This is a genomic window from Pseudomonas sp. TE24901 (assembly GCF_054058375.1).
This window is the reverse complement of the sequence record NZ_JBSSAF010000008.1, coordinates 90,176-107,072: the sequence shown is the minus strand read 5'-3', so window position 1 is coordinate 107,072 and position 16,897 is coordinate 90,176. Positions and strand designations below refer to the sequence as shown.

Genomic DNA, 16,897 nt, shown 5'->3' with positions numbered 1-16,897 from the left:
AGCCAGCCCACGCAGGAAGCGCATATATGGACGATACATCCGACAGCAAGCCGCTACGCAATGATTTTTCCGACCTCAATGCCGACATGCTGCATGCCGTCATGGAGCTGGTCAGCGACGGTATCTGGGACTGGAACGCCAATACCGGGTTCGTCTACCGCAACCCCGGCTGGTACGAAATGCTCGGCTATCCCCGCCACTCCCTGGAGAACAGTGTGTTCACCTGGGAAAACGTGATCCACCCCGAAGACTACCCGCAGGTCATGACGCTGTTTGATGCCTACATCAGCCGTCGCGCGCCCCACTACCGAGCCGAATACCGTTGCCGCAAGAAGGATGGCACCTACCTGTGGATAGAAGACCGCGGCTACGTGATCGCGCGTAACCCCGACGGTACGGTGGCCCGCATGGTGGGGGCCCATCGCGATATCCATACGCGCAAGTCGTCGATCGAGCAGTTGGAACGACGTAATCAATCCCTTGAAGCCCTGGTGGCAGAGCGCACCCGCGAACTGTCGCGGGTCAATCAGCAACTGCAAGTGCAACTGGACGAAAACCGCTCCCTGGCCGAACTCGACACCCTGACCCGCGTCGCCAACCGATACCGCCTGGAAAAAGTGCTGCGGGAAGAATGTGACCGTGCCGAGCGCTTCCGCCTGCCGTTGACGCTGATCGCCATGGACATCGATGATTTCAAGCCGATCAATGACAAACATGGTCACGCGGTGGGCGACCAGACCCTGGTGCGTGTGGTGCAAAACCTGGTGGCGCGCGTGCGCCCCGGCGAGTTGCTCGCCCGCTGGGGCGGTGACGAGTTCATGCTGGTCCTGCCCAAAAGCAACCTGGAGGCGGCGAAGGCTGTGGCCCAGAGCATTCGCCAACAGATCATTCAGGTGCCCGCCGTGGGCGATTTCAAGGTGACCCTGAGCCTGGGCGTGGCCGAGCGCCAAAGCGGTGAATCCCCTGCCGCACTGATGGCGCGTGCCGATCAGGCGTTGTACCGCGCCAAGGCGGCAGGGAAGGACACCGCGTCGGAATAACTAGCGCACGGGCGGTGCGTACTGGATACCGCCTTGGCTCCACAGGGCGTTGAGCCCGCGCTTGATCTTCAGCACGCTGCCCTGGCCAATGTTGCGCTCGAACACTTCGTCGTAGTTACCCACCTGCTTGACGATCTGCACCACCCAATCCTTGCGCAGTTTGAGGTCCCGCCCGTATTCACCGTCGGCACCGAGCAAGCGCGCCACATCCGGGTTCTTGGTGGTCTTGGCCTGCTCCTCGACGTTCTGCGAGGTGATGCCCATTTCCTCGGCATTGAGCATGGCGAACAGGGTCCATTTGACGATGCTGAACCACTCATCATCGCCCTTGCGCACCAACGGCCCCAGCGGCTCCTTGGAAATCACTTCCGGCAGCACCACGAACTCATCCGGGTGGGCCATCTTGATGCGCTGGGCATACAGGCCCGACTGGTCGGTGGTCAGCACGTCGCAGCGCCCGGACTCCAGGCCCTTGGCGCTTTCATCGGCGGTGTCGAAGGTGATCGGCGTGTACTTCATGCCGTTGGTGCGAAAGTAATCCGACACGTTGAGTTCGGTGGTGGTGCCGGCCTGGATACAGATGGTCGCGCCGTCCAGTTGCTTGGCACCGGTCACGCCCAGCTTGTTGTTCACCAGGAAGCCGATGCCGTCGTAGTAGGTCACGCCGGTAAATACCAGGCCCATCCCTGAGTCGCGGGAGCTGGTCCAGGTGGTGTTGCGCGAGATCACATCCACCTCACCCGATTGCAGCGCGGTGAAGCGCTCCTTGGCGGTCAGTTGGCTGAACTTCACTTTCGAAGCGTCACCAAACACTGCCGCCGCAACGGCGTGGCACACATCCACGTCGATGCCGGTCATCTTGCCCTTGCTGTCCGGTACACCAAAGCCTGGCAGGCCATCGCTGACACCGCACTGGATAAAGCCCTTCTTCTGGATCGCATCCAGTGTGGCGCCCGCATGCGCGGTACCGGCCAAGCCCAATACGGCGGTGGCGCCCAGTGCGGCCAAGGTGGTTTTGAATGGATTCATGCAAGGCACTCCCTGTCATTCCTTATTATTCGGCGCCTCACAGCCCGCGCCGGTTTATAGTGCTGCCGGGCAGTATCCACGGCTTTACGGCGCTGCCACAAACGACCTTTAGGCAAAGGCTCCTTCCGATTTGGAATGAACTGCATGATTTCAAAACGTTTGACCCCTTCGATGACCGCCCTGCAATGCTTCGAAGCCGCCGCCCGCCACCTGAGCTTCACCCGCGCCGCCGAAGAGCTGCACCTGACCCAGAGCGCAGTGAGCAAACAAGTCGCGCAGTTGGAAGAGATGCTCTGCCACAACCTGTTCGAACGGGTGCGCCAGCGCTTGTACCTGTCACCGGCGGGCTCGCTGTACCTGGCCGAGGTGCACAAGATCCTGACCCAGGTGGACATCTCCAGCCGTTACATCCTCACCTACGGTGGCGAGACCGAAGTGCTGCGCATCGCCACCCAGCCGACCTTCGGCGACCGCTGGCTGGTGCCCAAGCTCAAGGATTTCGCGGCCAAGCACCCGAATATCCACCTCGATGTGCGCAACGAACTGGAGCCCTTCGACGTGCTGCAGGCCAAGGCCGATATCGCGTTTTTCTTCGGCCAGGGTTCGTGGCCCGGGGCAACATGCATCGAGCTGTTTCGTGAAGCCGTGGTGCCGGTCTGCGCACCGGGCTTCGTCGCCGACGGCAGCGATGCCTCATCACGCCACACCCTGCTGCAATGCACCTCGCGCCCGGAAGCCTGGCACGAGTGGTTCCTGGAACAGGGCCTGCATTCGCAGAACAGCTACCACGGGCCGCGCTTCGACACGTTCTACATGTGCATCCGCGCCGCGCAATCGGGCTACGGGGTGGCGCTGGTGCCCCAATACCTGGTGGCCGAAGAGCTGGACAACGGCAGCCTGATGATCCCCTGGAATTACACGATGCCCAGCGCCGGCGCGCACTTTATCGCCCACGCCGAACACGCCGGCGAAGTACCGAAAGTGAAGGCCTTCCTGAAATGGATGGTGAGCTACATCAAGGCACATCCCGACTTTTAATAATGACCCGGCGACTTTATTTCGTTTGCGGCAAGGCCGGGCGCACGGCTTAGATAAAAAGACGCCCGCCATTGCCGAGTCCAAGATTCATGAGCCGCGAAACCATCAGCCAATCGATTTCCGTCGTCCACCCCATCAGCCTCAGCCACGGCAAGAACGCCGAAGTATGGGACACCACGGGCAAGCGCTACATCGACTTTGTTGGCGGCATCGGCGTGCTCAACCTTGGCCACTGTCACCCCGGCGTGGTGGAGGCGATTCGTGAACAGGCCACCCAGCTCACGCACTACGCGTTCAACGCCGCCCCACATGCGCCCTACATTGAGCTGATGGAACGTCTGACCGCGTTCATCCCGGTGGGCTACCCGGTCAGCGGCATGCTCACCAACAGTGGCGCAGAAGCCGCAGAAAACGCCTTGAAGATCGTACGCGGCGCCACTGGCCGCACGGCGGTGATCGCATTCGATGGTGCGTTCCACGGGCGCACCCTGGCCACCCTCAACCTCAATGGCAAGGTGGCGCCCTACAAGCAAAAGGTCGGCGTGCTGCCCGGCCCGGTGTACCACCTGCCCTATCCCAGCGCCGATAACGGCGTGAGCTGCACCGAGGCCCTGAAGGCCATGGACCGCCTGTTCAGCGTGGAAATCGACGTGGACGACGTCGCCTGTTTCATCATCGAACCCGTCCAGGGCGAAGGTGGTTTCCTCGCCCTGGATGTCGAGTTCGCCCAGGCGCTGCGGCGTTTCTGCGACGAGAACAACATCCTGCTGATCGCCGATGAAATCCAGTCGGGGTTCGGGCGTACCGGCCAGCGTTTTGCGTTCTCGCGCCTGGGCATCGAACCGGACCTGCTCCTGCTGGGTAAAAGCATTGCCGGTGGCGTACCGCTCGGTGCCGTCGTGGGGCGCAAAGCGCTGATGGACAACCTGCCCAAAGGTGGCCTGGGCGGCACCTATTCCGGCAACCCCATCGCCTGTGCTGCAGCGCTGGCCACCCTCGATGCAATGACCGATGAACACCTGCAAGCCTGGGGCTCACACCAGCAAGAGGCCATCGCCGGCCGTTATGACACCTGGCGCGCACAAGGCCTTACGCCCTACCTCGGCCGCCTGACCGGCGTCGGAGCGATGCGAGGTATCGAGCTGGTCAACGCCGACGGTTCGCCCGCGCCGAAACAGCTGGCTCAACTATTGAGCCTGGCGCGGGACGCCGGTTTGCTGCTGATGCCCAGTGGCAAATCGCGGCACATCATCCGCCTGTTGGCACCGCTGACCATCGAGCCTGCAGTACTCGAAGAAGGCCTGGATATTCTCGAGGCCTGCCTCAAGCAGTTGGACTAATAGCGCGCATCGGCGGGTTTGCCGCCGTTGGGCCAGTCCTTGACCTTGTCCGGGAAGTCCGGACGCGGTTGCCCCGAGAAATACGCCGCCACGTCCACCGCGTCCTGGTCTGTCAAACCGCCCTGACCCAGCGGGAATTTTTCGTGGAAGCCGATCGGCATGTTGCGTTTGACGAACGCCGCTGCCGTGTAAGGGCGGGCCATGCCGGCGCCGATGTTAAACGATTGCTCGCCCCACAGCGGCGGGTACACCAGTTCCCCATCGGCACGCGCCAAGCCCTGGCCGTTATCGCCATGGCACACCGCACATTGCTGGGCGTAGACCGCCTTGCCATTGGTCAGATCCGGTTTGATCGCCGGGTCGATCTTGCCCACGCCGCGCCCGGCTACTTTGTCTTCGGGGCGTGTGTTGTTTTTCATCCAGTCGAAATACGCGACCATGGCCTGCATGTCCGCCGATTGCGGCGCCAACGGCGTGCCGTTCATCGACCGGCGGAAGCAGCCGTTGATGCGCTCTTCGAGGCTGACCACCTTGCCCGCACGCGGCGCATAGCTGGGGAAAAACGCCGACACGCCGACAAAGGGCGAACCGTCCGCCACGGTGCCGGCGTTGAGATGGCAGCTGGTGCAATTGAGTGAGTTGCCGACGTTATCCGGCAGCAGCGCCTTGGTTTGCAGGTGCAGGCGCATGCCACGCACCACCTGGCCGGCGTTGGGGGCGGCGAGCAGGTCGGCCAGGCGCGGGGTTTCAAACGCCGATGAATCGGTGGTGGCCGGGTTGAGTTGGGCACGCAGTGTCTTCACGTGGGCGGCGCTGATCGGGGTGCCCTCATTGCCCCATCGGGTGCGCACGAAGCTCAGGATCTCGGCAATTTCCGAGTCCGCCAGGCGCGCGAAACCGGGCATGGTGTAGACCCGTGGATGGGCCGCCGTTTGCGCGGTCTCCCAACCGGTGAGGGTGATGTGCAGCAGCGACGTCGGGTTGCTGGACGCAATGCTCGGGTTGCCAGCCAAGGGTGGGAACAGGCCCTTCACCCCGGCGCCATCGGCACGGTGGCAGTCGCTGCAAAACTGCATGTACCCCAACCCGCCCCGGCTGGTGAACAAATCGGCAGGCGGCGCGGCCGGGGCGCGGGCGACGGCGGGCATCGGCAGGTCGTCTTTGCCCGGTGGCAGGGATTTGAGGTAACTGGCGACAGCGGTGAGATCGTCGTCACTGAAGTGTTGGGTGCTGTGGTGAATCACATCCGCCATGTTGCCGGCCACCGTGGCAAAGCGGTTCTGCCCGGTCTTGAGCAGTTGCACGGTGTCTTCCACGGTCCACAGGTTGCGCAGGCTCAAGGCGCGCCAGTGCTCGACGGTTTCGCCTGCCAGGTAATGCCGGCCGCTGCGGCCCTCATCGCTCATGGCCTTTTCCTGGAAGGCGATGCCGCGTGGAGTGTGGCAAGAACCGCAGTGCCCCAGGCCCTGGACCAGGTAGGCGCCACGGTTGAGCACCTCGTTACGGGCTGGGTCGGGGGTGAAGGGTTGCTTGTCGAGAAAGGCGAAATTCCACAACGCCAGGCCCCAGCGCTGGTTGAAGGGGAAGCCCATGTCGGCGTCGAGGTTGGCCTGTTGCACGGGCTCCACACCCTGCATCAGGTAGGCGTACAAGGCACGCATGTCCGCTTCGCTCATCTTCGCGTAGGAAGGATACGGCATCGCCGGGTACAGGTTCATACCGGCCGGGGTAACACCTTCACGCATCACCCGGTCGAACTGTTCGAAGGTGTAGGCGCCGATACCCGTCTCACGGTCCGGGGTGATATTGCTGGAGTAGATCGTGCCCATGGGCGTGCTCAACGCCAGCCCACCGGCCATCACTTTGCCCTGCTGGGCAGTGTGGCAGGCGATACAGTCGCCCAGTTGCGCAACGTATCGGCCGTGTTCGATGAGAGGGGTATCGGGTACGTTGGCGTGCAAGGGTAGCGCCAGACACAGCGTCGCCCCCAGCAAGACCAGGCGGGAGAGGGAAAGCGCCATCGCATTAGTCCTTTAATAACCCGGCGTGGGGTGGGCCCCTCGGCGCAGGTCGGTGGTCATTTTTATGGGTTCATCAGGCCTCTGTGTTGTAACGGTTTTGTCGACATGGCGTTTTGATGTGGGTCAGGCTCAATTCGATAGACAAACCCCTGAACCCTCGACGACTATCCACCGCTCACCCCTACCGCACGGACGCAGCCCATGCTCGACATCCTCCAAGGCACGCCCCTGTGGGTGTACGCCGTTTACCTGTGGATTTGCTACTACGGCATCAAGGCCTGCCTGGGTGGGCGCGAAAGTCGTCGCTCGTTGTTGATCCTGCCTGTGGTGCTGGTGGTGTGGTCGTTGATGGCGTTGCCGCCTTCGCTGCTGTCGAGCAGCGCCTGGGTGGGTGGCGCCATCGTGAGCAGCCTGCTGGGCATGCGGTTGTTCAATGCCAACGGTGCGCATCTGGATGCCAACGGCGAAAGCCTGGTGCTGGCGGGCACCTGGAAAACCCTGTTGATCTCCCAGCTGTTCTTTGCAGTGAAGTACTACTTTGGCTACCAGCAGGCGGTGCATCCGCTGCTGTTGAGCACGCCAGAGATGCGGGTGGCGGTCGGCGCGGTCTCGGGGTTTACCGTTGGTCTGTTCTGCGGGCGAGCCGTGCGGCTGCACCGGGCGCTGGCCGCGTTGCGCGGCAAGGTGGGCAGCGTGCTGCCTTGACCTGATCCCCCTCCCCCCTGAAAATGCCCGACGCTTTTTTGTCTCCGTTTACTGAAGTAGTGAAATTTCAATGTCCGATTCCTACACCGAAGAAGAATCCGTAGTCGCCTTGCAATCCAAAGCTGAATACGAAAACGCCATCAATCTTTCACAGCATGTGCCAGCGGCCAAGATCATCAGTGAAATGGTGCTGGACGCCTTCCACACCTCCAAGGAAAGCGACCAGATCCGCGAACTGCGCGTCGCTATCCGCCAGGCCCACGATGCCTTCGATGACGACAAGGCCTACGAACTGATGGGCCAGCTCAAGCAACTGAAAGACGCCGAGGCTGCCGACAATGCCGCCCTGGAAAACCTCAGCAGCCAATTCTCCATCAGTCGCATCCTGTCCAGCTTCAAGGACGACCCCGCGTTCCAGGAGCTGGTCTACGGCCTGGCCCTCAAGGTGCTGAACCAGAGCCACCAGGCCATCAGCAACCCGAGCGCCGGCAAGAGCAAGGCCGCACGGGCCAAGAAAGAAGCCGAAGTGTTCGTGATCAGCAAGGACGGCATCAGTGTCACCCTGCCGTTGCGCACACCGCGCTCCAAGCTCAACGTCGACCGTGAAGCGTTGGAGTTCCTCGGCTTTGCCTTCGTGGGCGAAGGCAGCGAGGCCGAACTGGAAAGCGAAACCTTCTTCGACAACAGCGGCGTCGAGCAGCCGGTCACCCGCAAAAGCATCGTGACCGCGCTGCAGCAGCAGAGCGCGTTCGACGGCTACACCATCGCCGCGCAGTGACTGCCTGACACTACAAGCTGCGCAGTGTCACCAGGGCCTGCTCCACCTGGGCCAGGGTGACCTGCCGGCCGACTGAGGCGCGCACGAAATGCGTGGCGCCCAAGTCCTTGAGCAGCAGCGGCGTGTGGGCGGCAGTGCCCGCCCACAGGTTGAGGCCCAATTCGCGGGCCAGGCTGACAAACACCTTGGCCGAGCTGTTGCGCGGCACGAACGACACAATCCCGGTTTGCTCGAACTGCTCACACAGCAGTTGCACCTGCGGCAAGCGCCGCAGCTCCTGCACCAGCAACGCATAAGGTTCGGTGTTCACCGCCGCGCCCACCTCCGCGTATTCGCCCATCGCCGTGTGCAAGCCCACCAGGGCTGAAAAACTCTTCTCGGCAATCTCCAGCACCCGCGCACTGGACACCTCGATACGGTTGACCTCGCCGTCGGTGCTGGCCGCATGCAGGTCGGCAAAGTTCAGTTCCAACTGGCCAAGCAAACGCGGCGACACATAGGCAATCCCGCTGCCACGCGGCCCGCAGAGAAACTTGCGCCCCGCGCCCGTCAACAAATCACAGTGAATGTCACGTACGTCCAGCGGCAACTGGCCCAGGGATTGGCACGCGTCGACCACGTACAACGCGCTCGAGTCCTTGAGCAACGCGCCCAGCGCTTCCACCGGGTTGATCACGCCGCAGCACGACGGCAGGTGCGACACACTGACCAGGAACACCTCGTCGTCCAGGTTGCGCTGCACCCAATCCAGGTCCAGCGGGGTGGTCGCGGTGGTTGGGATCACCTCGACACGGATGTCGCGAGACAGCTTGAGGTAGTTGAAAAAGATCAGGTTGGCCGCGTACTCCGAGGTCGACACCCACACCCGCTTGCCCCGGGGGAAGTCGAGCTTGCCAAGGATGCTGGTCCAGGCCTCGGTGGCACTGCTGAAAAAACCGATGTCGGTCGGCTGCGCATTCAACAGCCCGGCGGCGACCCGGTACAGGTCGACGTTGAGCAACTCCTCGTAGGCCAGTTCCGTCTCATAACTGCCAATGCGCGCTTCGATCGAGGTAAAGCGCTGGATCGCATTCAACGTGGCCGTGGACATCAGGCCCGCGCCAGCGGTGTTCAAGTGCACGATGCTCATTTCACGCTTCCTTGTTCCACAAGAGGGTTGAGCTTTTCATCACGCCCACCGCCACCGCGAACAGCAGCAACACGGTGCCGGCCAGCAACCACGGTGATGGCAGGGACGGCTGCGCCACCAACATGAACGCCAGCGACGGCGTGATCATGACCCCGATGTTGACCCCCGCCGAGTAGTAACCCAGGTTGCGGTCCACGGTGTGCCGGCTGGAGATGCTGCTCACGTAATGGGTGATGCCGGGGAACACGATCATCTCGCCCAGGCTCCACAGCACGGTGGCCACCAGCAGCATCGCGCCGACATGGCTGAAGCCCATCAGGAAAAAACCGACCCCGGCCAACAGGAACCCCGCCACCAGTGAACGGCTGCTCGACAGGTGCGCCATGCGTTGGTTGATCGGCACTTCGAACAGAATCACCAGCAAGGCGTTGATGAAGAAAATGATGCCGACGTAATACGCCGGCAGTTCGGTGTAAGTGATGATGTAGGCCGACAGGAAAGTCGGCGGCAAGGCGTAGGCCACATGCACCGGCAGCGCTGCTAGCAAGATCACCAGCAAGCGCGAGCGCTCATGCGGTGCCGTCTCCGGCAAGCCATTGCCCTTGCTCGCCAGTGGCGCTGCCTGTGCCGCGCCAACCGTGACCGCACGGCCGAATCGCAGGCAGGCGGCAAACGACACCAGGGACAACGCTGCGTTGATGTAAAACACTGCGTCGGCATTGCTCAGGAAAATCAGGCTGCCCAACAGCGGCCCGATCGCCATGCCGATGTTGATCGCCAGGCGGTTGCAGGAAAACGCCACCTTGCGCGTCTCGCTGCTGCTGTGGGTCACCGTCTCGGAGAACGTCGCCGGCGTGAAGGCTTCGTAGCAGGCACCCCAGAGGAACGACAGCACGAACAGCGCGGCGGTGTTGTCCACCGACGGGATGATCAACAGCAGCAACGCGTTGAGCAGCAACGAGCCGAGGATCACCCGGTTGGCCCCCAGGCGCTTGATCACCGCACCGATGATCAAGTCCACGAACAGCGCTCCCGCGCCATACACGCCGACCAACAGGCCGGCCGTGCCCGCCGACACGGCGTGCTGATGAATCAGGTACGCCGCGTAGAACGGGAACGCCATGGTGCCCATGCGGAACACCAAGGTGATCATGAACAGCGATTGCAGCCGGGCGTTGAGCCCGCGTAACGCGCGATAAGTGCCCATCAGCGGATCACGTAGACGTTGTCTTTGTACTGGCGGATCTGCTCGTAATCCTGGTCGATATCCCGCTGGTTCTCCGACAGCAGGAACACACGCAACGGACTGCTGAGCAGGTCGACGGTCTTCTTCATCAGCTTGCCGGCCTTGTACTTCACGCTCAGTTTGTGCACCGAGGGCAGCGCTTCGATCAGGTGAATGGCCGCTTCGTTGAAGCCGGTCACTTCGCCTTGCAGCGTGGTGTCGGTGTTGATCACGCAGGCTTCCTTGAGCTTGTGGTAGCGCTTGCCGGCGTAACCGGCCTTGAACGCCTCGCCGTCGCAGTAGGCCAGGTAGGTCAACTGCGCCTGGTTGCCGCCCAGGCTGATGTCGTGGAAATTGGGTTCCATGTTGCCGTTCAGCCGCGCACCGACTTCCACCAGCGCAGGGCCGGCCTCGGTCAGGATCACCTCCGAGTGCGCCGGGCCGTTGTTGATTCCCAGGGCCTTGAGCACCTTGACGATGTAGTCCACCAGCACGTTGGCTTCCGGGCTGTCAGGGGCGATCAGCACGTCACGGTCATAGATGTTCTTGCCGCCGCTGACTTCGCGCTTCACATAACGCCAGATCCCGCAGACATACACCTGCCCGTCACGGCTCACCGTATCGACGATGAACTCCGGCCCCTTGAGGTAGGACTGGCAGAGGATCTCGGTGTTGGCCAGGCCGAAGATGTCCAGGTTGGACACCACTTCCTGGCACGCGCGCTTCACGTCCTCGACGTTGTGGCAGATCGAAACCCCGTCGGTAGACGCCGAGCTGAGTGGCTTGACCACGCACGGGAACACCTGGCCGGCCTCGACCCACGCCAGCAACTCGGCAGGGTCGGCGGACTTGATTTGCCGCGCGGTCAGCAGGCCGGCAGCGGCCACCTTGCCGATCATTTCAAACTTGTCGCGGCGCGCCCGGGAGCCGGCGCTGCCGTTGGAGGTTGGCAATTGCAGTTGCTCGCTCAGGTAGTCGGCAAACGGCACGCCAGGCTCCTGGCCGGCGATCACCGCCACCACATCGAACTCACGCAGGCGGCGCACCACGGCTTCGGCGCTGCCGTTGAAGATCAGGTTGTGCTCGAACTCATCCAGGTTCGGCCCGAGCATGCTCGGCATCAGTTCCGGGGTGCTCTGTACATGGATCAAGCCCAGGCCGGCATCCCGAAAGAATTTGGGCAGGAAGTTACCGCTGGAGTAGACATCAACCAAGGCGACGTACTGTTTCATGAGGATGTCCTTTTCAGTAATGAGTGGCGGTTTCGGAAGGGCGCGGCGACGCCACGTCGTCCAGCGCGAGGAAAATGTTCTGGGGGAATTCAGCGACGCGGTGCAGCAGGTGCAAATACCAATTGGTGCCGTACACCGCCGACACGCGGGTCTTGACCTGGCCAGCGTCCTTGACGGTCTTGATCAACTCAGGACGCACGCCGTGGAGCATCTCCAGCTCGCCACGGCTGGCGATGCCGCTGGCGAGGATCTGCTCGACCAGTAGCGGGTCCTGGGTGGCGAACGCGTAGTTGCTGCTGGCGCCGTTGATGCGGTCGAGCAGGCCCAGGTAACGCTCGTTCAATTGCGCACCACGGGGCAAGGCAATGGCGGCCGGCTCGGCGTAGACGCCTTTGACCAGGCGCACCTTGCAGCCGGTGCCGAGGATCTCGCCCAGGTCATCGGGCGTTCGGTTCAATTGCGCCTGCAGGGTGATGCCCAGGTTGGGGAACCGCTCACTCAGGTGCATGAAGATGTCGAGGATCGAGTCGGTCCACTGGGACCGCTCCATGCTGAGGATCACGCCGACGTCCTTGTCGGCCGCATGGGTGAGGATCTTCGAGCAGTTCTCGATTGCCAGTTCCCGGGAAATGATGGTGCCGACGTTGGACAGGTCGAAGCCCAGTTGCGGCGGTTCGCTGAGTGTCGGGTGCAGCGCCATCAGGTCGATCAGCTTGAGGTATTCATCGGTGGCGGTGGTCACCTCGGCCAGGGTGGTGGCCTCTTCGCCCACGTATTCCACACCGGTGCGATAGCCCTTGCCTTGCAGGGCAGCGAGCTTGTCGAGCATCTCCAGGCGGTCTTCGGAAATGATGTAGCGCAAGGCGGCCGGGCGCAGGAAATCACGCAGGGTGTCGCTGGCCAGGAACAGGTCGCGGTAGGTCTTGTTGGCCGCCAGTTTTTTCAGGGCCAGGGTCGCCAGCAGGCTGTTGTCTGTGTCGTTCATGGTGTCAAACCCCGTAGGCCTGGTTGAGCATGCGACGGGCGAAGCTTGAGTCGTCGGCATGATTGGCAATCTTGTGGGCGCGGAACTTGGCCGCGTAGCTGAGCATGGTTTCCTTGTGCGGGCTGTGGCGGTCGCGGGTAAAAATCCCGGCCCACAGGTTGTCCCAACGGGCGTACTCGGGGTGCGACATCAGCAGCTCGTGGGCCTTGCGCATGTTCCAGTGGGGAATGGCCGGGTGCAGGTGGTGCACCAGGTGGTAGTTGTCGTCGTGGCGGCCGAAAAAGAAGTTCTCCAGTGCATTGCCCTTGCGGTTGCGGGTCAGCAGCAGCTTCTCGGTTTCAGCGGCGGGCAGCGGGTAGTGCTCGGCCAGCTCGATGATCCAGCCCACGGCCACGGCGGTGGTGAACAGCGGTACGAGCCAGAACAGCAGCAGCTCGGTGACCACGCCGAAGCTGGCGGCCACGGCGAAGATCGCTGCCCAGTAGGTCCACAGCATGAGGCGTTCGTTGCGGATCTTCTTGTCCGAACCCTGGGCCTTGACGCGGTCTTTGATGATGTAGCGGATGTACTGCAGGGTGCGGTAGCCGGACAGGGCCAGCAGCACGTTTTTCAGGAAGAACTCACGCTCGCTCTGCTTGACGTCATACAGCCCGCATTTGAGGTGGAAGTTGTAGTCCGGGTCTTTTTCCGGGTGGCCCAGGTGCACGTGGTGGTTCTTGATGTGCGAGATGCTGTAGGACTGGTGCAGGTGGAAAATCAAATAACCGGAGAGGAACGTGCCGGAAAACCAGTTGATAAAGCGATTTTTGGCCAACATCTTGTGCGCCGACTCATGCAGCACGTTGGCCAGAGCGCGTTGGGTGGTGCCAATCAGAAACAGCGAAACCGGGTAGAACCAGTAGCTGATCCCCAAGGACAGGTAGATGGCAAACGCGATGATGGCGTAGTCCTTGCCCAGCGCGACGGCCCAGTGATAGTTATCTTTTTTGCATAAGTGCTTGAGCATCCCGAAGGTCTCGCGAGAGATACCCGCGGCGTATTCGCCAGCAGCTTCTTTGTTCTGATTGACCAGCATAATCACTCCATTAATTAAGTGGCACGCTGCAACACCCAACCCGCGCGAGTGGCACTGGACTTCCTGGCTCATTACCGGCTCGGGCATTTTTTTAGGTATTACAGCTAACGTTTTTTTTGCCTGAGCTAGACTCATCGGCTGCGAAAAAAACTAAAGCACCGCCCTATCGCTAACAAGCTGCCCTTTTAGACAGGTAGGCCCCAATGCCACGCGCACGCGAACGCGCGCCTGCGAAAAATCGCAGGCGGGCGTGGGATTAACAGGTGTGGGTCAGGCTTGTTCGCGGATATAGCCCAGTTGCAGGGCCTTGCGAATGGCTGATTTGCCGTTGGTGACGTCCAGTTTGTCGAAGACGTTTTTCATGTGGAACTTGACCGTGCGCGGGCTCATTGACGTCAGCAGGGCAATTTCGTTGTAGGTCTTGCCCAGGCTGGTCCAGGACAGCACTTCGGTTTCACGGGGGGTGAGAACGGTCTGCTGGGTCTGTGCGGGCGCACAGCTCTCCAATGCCTCGTCGTACACCGAGACCAGCAACATCTGCAGCTCGCTCTTGTTGGCCAGCACGGTATCGCGAAAATGCTGGCCCTCGCCGAAGCTGCACAGGTTGAGGATCGAGTAAAACCCACGGTTGCCGTGCACGATAAAACTCGCCCCCTCCCCCACCGGCGCGCAGGGCCCGGGAACCGGGACGGCCTCTTCAGCCGGGGCCAGCAGGTTTTCATCGCTCCAGAAAAAAGGTTTTACCCGGCCCTTGGACAAGGAGAGCAACTGGCCACGCTGATAGAAGTCGTCGGCGGAGTCCGCTCGCTCTAGGGCGTCGGGGTAATTGGAGATGATCTCCGCCTCATCCAGCGTCGGCCCGCATTGATAGACCTCGAAGTGCCCAAGCCCCCGTCGGGTCAGCTCGGCATCGAGCAGTTGGCGCACGTCGGCAGGCTGCATGGGCGTGCTGTTATTGGGTTGACCATTGCTTCGCATGAATCTCGTCCCTGATGAGTGACTACGGGTGAGCCTAGCGTTCTGGCCAGGGCGCTTCAATCCCAAAGCTCCCGATTCAGAGTCGACTCACCCAGTAGGAAATATCCCTACACAACAAGAAGAATGAAACATGCCCCAAACGCCTTGTCCAGTGGTTCCCATGGCGAGCCGACCATGGGCACGGGATTCACCTGGCTCAGACCACCTGCGCGGCAAACACCTCACGGAAGCGCTGCATCTGCTGTGCACTACCAACGGTTACTCGCACCCACTGCGGCCAGTTCTTCCACACCCGCCCGATCAACACGCCGTGCTCGGCCAGCCGCTCGATGACCTGCTCGGCGGGGCGTTTCACGTCGATCATGAAGCAGTTGCTGGCGGACACCGTACAGGTGAAACCGCGCGCCTTGAGCCAGGCCACCGTCTCATCCCGCGCCCGGGCGTTGAGCGCCTTGCGTTGGGGCAACAGCTTCACGTCCTCCAGGCTGGCATGGGCGCCCAGCAGGCTGGAGCCGGCCGGCACGTTGTCGCCGCCGAACACCGCCAGCCGCTCCAGTAGCGCCGGGTGGCCGATCGCCAGGCCCACGCGGGCGCCGGCCAGTCCGTAGATTTTCGAGAAAGTCCGTAGCACCAGCAGGTCGTCGTGCTCATTGACCCAACTGATGCAACTGGGCGCATCGGAGAAGTCGATATAGGCCTCGTCCACCACCAGCACGCTGCCTTTGGGCTTGTTTGCCAGTGCCTCGCGGATGGCGTCGGTGGGAGTCAGGGTGCCGGTGGGGTTGTTGGGGTTGCACACGTAGAGCATGCCGGCCTGGGGGTCGGCAGCGAGCATGGCGGGAATGTCGTGGGCATGCGCGGCGTCGAGGTCCACTTCCTGCACGGGCGCCTTCCAGTTTTCGGCCGCCTGGCGCGGCACTTCATAGGACGGCGTGGCCATCACCAGGCCACGGGTGGTGCTGGTGAACGCCAGCACCGCATAGCGCAGGGCCGCCATCGAGCCGGAAAACACCGCCACCTGGTCTTCGGCAATGCCTTGTTGCTGGGCGAACAGTTCGGCCAGCGCATACATATGACCATAGGGATACAGCGCAGCAGTAGCGATCCCGCGCTGCATGGCCTCCTGCGCCGCGCCGGAGGGGCCGTAGGGGCTTTCGTTGTAGTTCAGCCGCAGCCTGTCAGCCTTGGCCGGTGGCGGGCTGGCAACGGCCCAATCCAGGCGCCCCAGCAATGGCAGGGCTGCGCCCACGGTGAGAAGGGACCGGCGACTGACGCTGAACATGGAGCTACTCCTTGTAGGCGGGCGATGAATTCTCACTACTCATTCAGAGGGGTATGACGAGAATGGTCCCGGCCGATTTAACCAGCGCCCAAGAAAAAGCCCCGCGCTTCTCTCGAAGGCGGGGCTCTTTCACTGCAGGACCACTCAGTGAGCGTAGGTCAGCAACAGCTCTTTCGGCACTTGGAAATCCAGGGACATCATCACGCTGAGCGCGGTGATGGTGAAGATCGAGAACACGAACAGCTTGCGCGCCCAGACGGTGTCATCCACCGCCTTGTAGCCGGTCCAGGCCATGTACAACCAGTACATGCCCATGGCGGCGGCGACGGCGAGGTAGCTCATGCCGGCGTAGCCACTGAAGGTCAACATCAAGGTCGCCACGAGGAAGGCCAGGATGTAGAGCAGGATGTGTTTCTTGGCCACCTGGATGCCACGCTTGACCGGTAATACCGGAATCGACGCAGCCAGGTAGTCATTGAAGCGGAAAATCGCAATGGCGTAGGAGTGCGGCATCTGCCACAGGCTGAACATCACCAGTAGCGTCAGCGCGGCCATGTCGAAGCTATTGGTCACAGCCACATAACCAATCACCGGCGGCATCGCCCCCGACAGACTGCCCACCAGCGTGCCGTGAACCGACTTGCGCTTGAGGTACAGGCTGTAGAGGCCGACGTAGATGACAAACCCGATCACGGCAAACAGCGCCGCCAACGGGTTGGCCACCTTGTACAACAGTGCCACACCGGCAACACCCAGGACGGTCGCGTAGACCAGTGCCAGTTTCAGGGAGATTAAGCCCTGGACCAGCACGCGGTTCTTGGTGCGCTCCATCTTGATATCGATGTCACGGTCGATGCAGTTGTTGAACACACATCCGGAAGCTACCACCAGGGAAGTGCCGATCATTGCAGCCAGGAAGATGGCCAGATCGACATGTCCCTTGGAGGCCAGGAAGAAACCGCCCGCCACAGAAAGCACGTTACCGAAAATGATCCCCGGTTTGGTGATTTGGATAAAGTGCTTAAGCGACATCGGGTCTT

15 protein-coding genes are annotated in these 16,897 nt (G+C 61.9%); 5 read left to right on the top strand and 10 right to left on the bottom strand.

All coding sequences use genetic code 11. The features are described from left to right. Positions 1–26 precede the first annotated feature (26 nt). Complete coding sequence (locus ACVWVP_RS17450; protein WP_457407381.1) at positions 27–1,040, top strand: sensor domain-containing diguanylate cyclase; 1,014 nt, start codon at positions 27–29, stop codon at positions 1,038–1,040. Here the strand turns inward: ACVWVP_RS17450 and ACVWVP_RS17445 are convergent, their stop codons facing one another. Further along, positions 1,041–2,069, bottom strand: coding sequence for an amino acid ABC transporter substrate-binding protein (locus ACVWVP_RS17445; RefSeq protein WP_457407378.1), 1,029 nt, complete (start codon positions 2,067–2,069; stop codon positions 1,041–1,043). A 144-nt stretch (positions 2,070–2,213) separates the two neighbouring features. Here ACVWVP_RS17445 and ACVWVP_RS17440 point away from each other — a divergent pair, with 144 nt between their 5' ends. Both ACVWVP_RS17440 and ACVWVP_RS17435 read left to right on the top strand, forming a co-directional pair. Next, on the top strand, positions 2,214–3,107 hold the full coding sequence (locus ACVWVP_RS17440) for a LysR substrate-binding domain-containing protein (protein WP_259174728.1): 894 nt from the start codon (positions 2,214–2,216) through the stop codon (positions 3,105–3,107). 89 nt (positions 3,108–3,196) lie between these two features. Next, positions 3,197–4,447 (top strand): 2-aminoadipate transaminase, encoded by a 1,251-nt coding sequence (locus ACVWVP_RS17435; RefSeq protein ID WP_457407375.1) that lies wholly within the window; start codon positions 3,197–3,199, stop codon positions 4,445–4,447. Here the strand turns inward: ACVWVP_RS17435 and ACVWVP_RS17430 are convergent. After that, positions 4,444–6,468 (bottom strand): c-type cytochrome, encoded by a 2,025-nt coding sequence (locus ACVWVP_RS17430; RefSeq protein ID WP_457407372.1) that lies wholly within the window; start codon positions 6,466–6,468, stop codon positions 4,444–4,446. The two genes, ACVWVP_RS17435 and ACVWVP_RS17430, sit on opposite strands and share 4 nt — an antisense overlap. A gap of 201 nt (positions 6,469–6,669) precedes the next feature. On the opposite strand from ACVWVP_RS17430, the gene ACVWVP_RS17425 reads away from it, so the two are divergent. Further along, entirely contained in the window at positions 6,670–7,173 is a 504-nt protein-coding gene (locus ACVWVP_RS17425; RefSeq protein ID WP_457407370.1) for a DUF6622 family protein, read from the top strand. A 70-nt stretch (positions 7,174–7,243) separates the two neighbouring features. Continuing rightward, entirely contained in the window at positions 7,244–7,951 is a 708-nt protein-coding gene (locus ACVWVP_RS17420) for a hypothetical protein (protein ID WP_457407367.1), read from the top strand. A 10-nt stretch (positions 7,952–7,961) separates the two neighbouring features. Here the strand turns inward: ACVWVP_RS17420 and ACVWVP_RS17415 are convergent, their stop codons facing one another. The 8 genes from ACVWVP_RS17415 to cyoE form a co-directional block, all read right to left on the bottom strand. After that, positions 7,962–9,080 (bottom strand): aminotransferase class V-fold PLP-dependent enzyme, encoded by a 1,119-nt coding sequence (locus tag ACVWVP_RS17415; protein WP_457407364.1) that lies wholly within the window; start codon positions 9,078–9,080, stop codon positions 7,962–7,964. A gap of 1 nt (position 9,081) precedes the next feature. Further along, on the bottom strand, positions 9,082–10,287 hold the full coding sequence (locus ACVWVP_RS17410; protein WP_259174734.1) for an MFS transporter: 1,206 nt from the start codon (positions 10,285–10,287) through the stop codon (positions 9,082–9,084). Then, complete coding sequence (locus tag ACVWVP_RS17405; RefSeq protein WP_178923667.1) at positions 10,287–11,537, bottom strand: ATP-grasp domain-containing protein; 1,251 nt, start codon at positions 11,535–11,537, stop codon at positions 10,287–10,289. The genes ACVWVP_RS17410 and ACVWVP_RS17405 overlap by 1 nt, the downstream gene beginning before the upstream one ends. 13 nt (positions 11,538–11,550) lie before the next feature. Then, positions 11,551–12,522 (bottom strand): proline dehydrogenase family protein, encoded by a 972-nt coding sequence (locus ACVWVP_RS17400; RefSeq protein WP_457407359.1) that lies wholly within the window; start codon positions 12,520–12,522, stop codon positions 11,551–11,553. 4 nt (positions 12,523–12,526) lie between these two features. Beyond that, positions 12,527–13,597: a fatty acid desaturase family protein gene (locus ACVWVP_RS17395; protein ID WP_178923665.1), complete on the bottom strand. Its 1,071-nt coding sequence runs from the start codon at positions 13,595–13,597 to the stop codon at positions 12,527–12,529. Positions 13,598–13,867: 270 nt separating this feature from the next. Then, positions 13,868–14,575 (bottom strand): helix-turn-helix transcriptional regulator, encoded by a 708-nt coding sequence (locus ACVWVP_RS17390; RefSeq protein ID WP_178923663.1) that lies wholly within the window; start codon positions 14,573–14,575, stop codon positions 13,868–13,870. A gap of 196 nt (positions 14,576–14,771) precedes the next feature. After that, positions 14,772–15,857 (bottom strand): pyoverdine biosynthesis transaminase PtaA, encoded by a 1,086-nt coding sequence (ptaA, locus tag ACVWVP_RS17385; RefSeq protein ID WP_259174737.1) that lies wholly within the window; start codon positions 15,855–15,857, stop codon positions 14,772–14,774. A 144-nt stretch (positions 15,858–16,001) separates the two neighbouring features. After that, positions 16,002–16,889 carry a heme o synthase gene (gene cyoE, locus ACVWVP_RS17380; protein WP_034100500.1) on the bottom strand — a complete coding sequence of 296 codons (888 nt, stop codon included), beginning with the start codon at positions 16,887–16,889 and terminating at the stop codon, positions 16,002–16,004. Between the last annotated feature and the right edge of the window lie 8 nt (positions 16,890–16,897).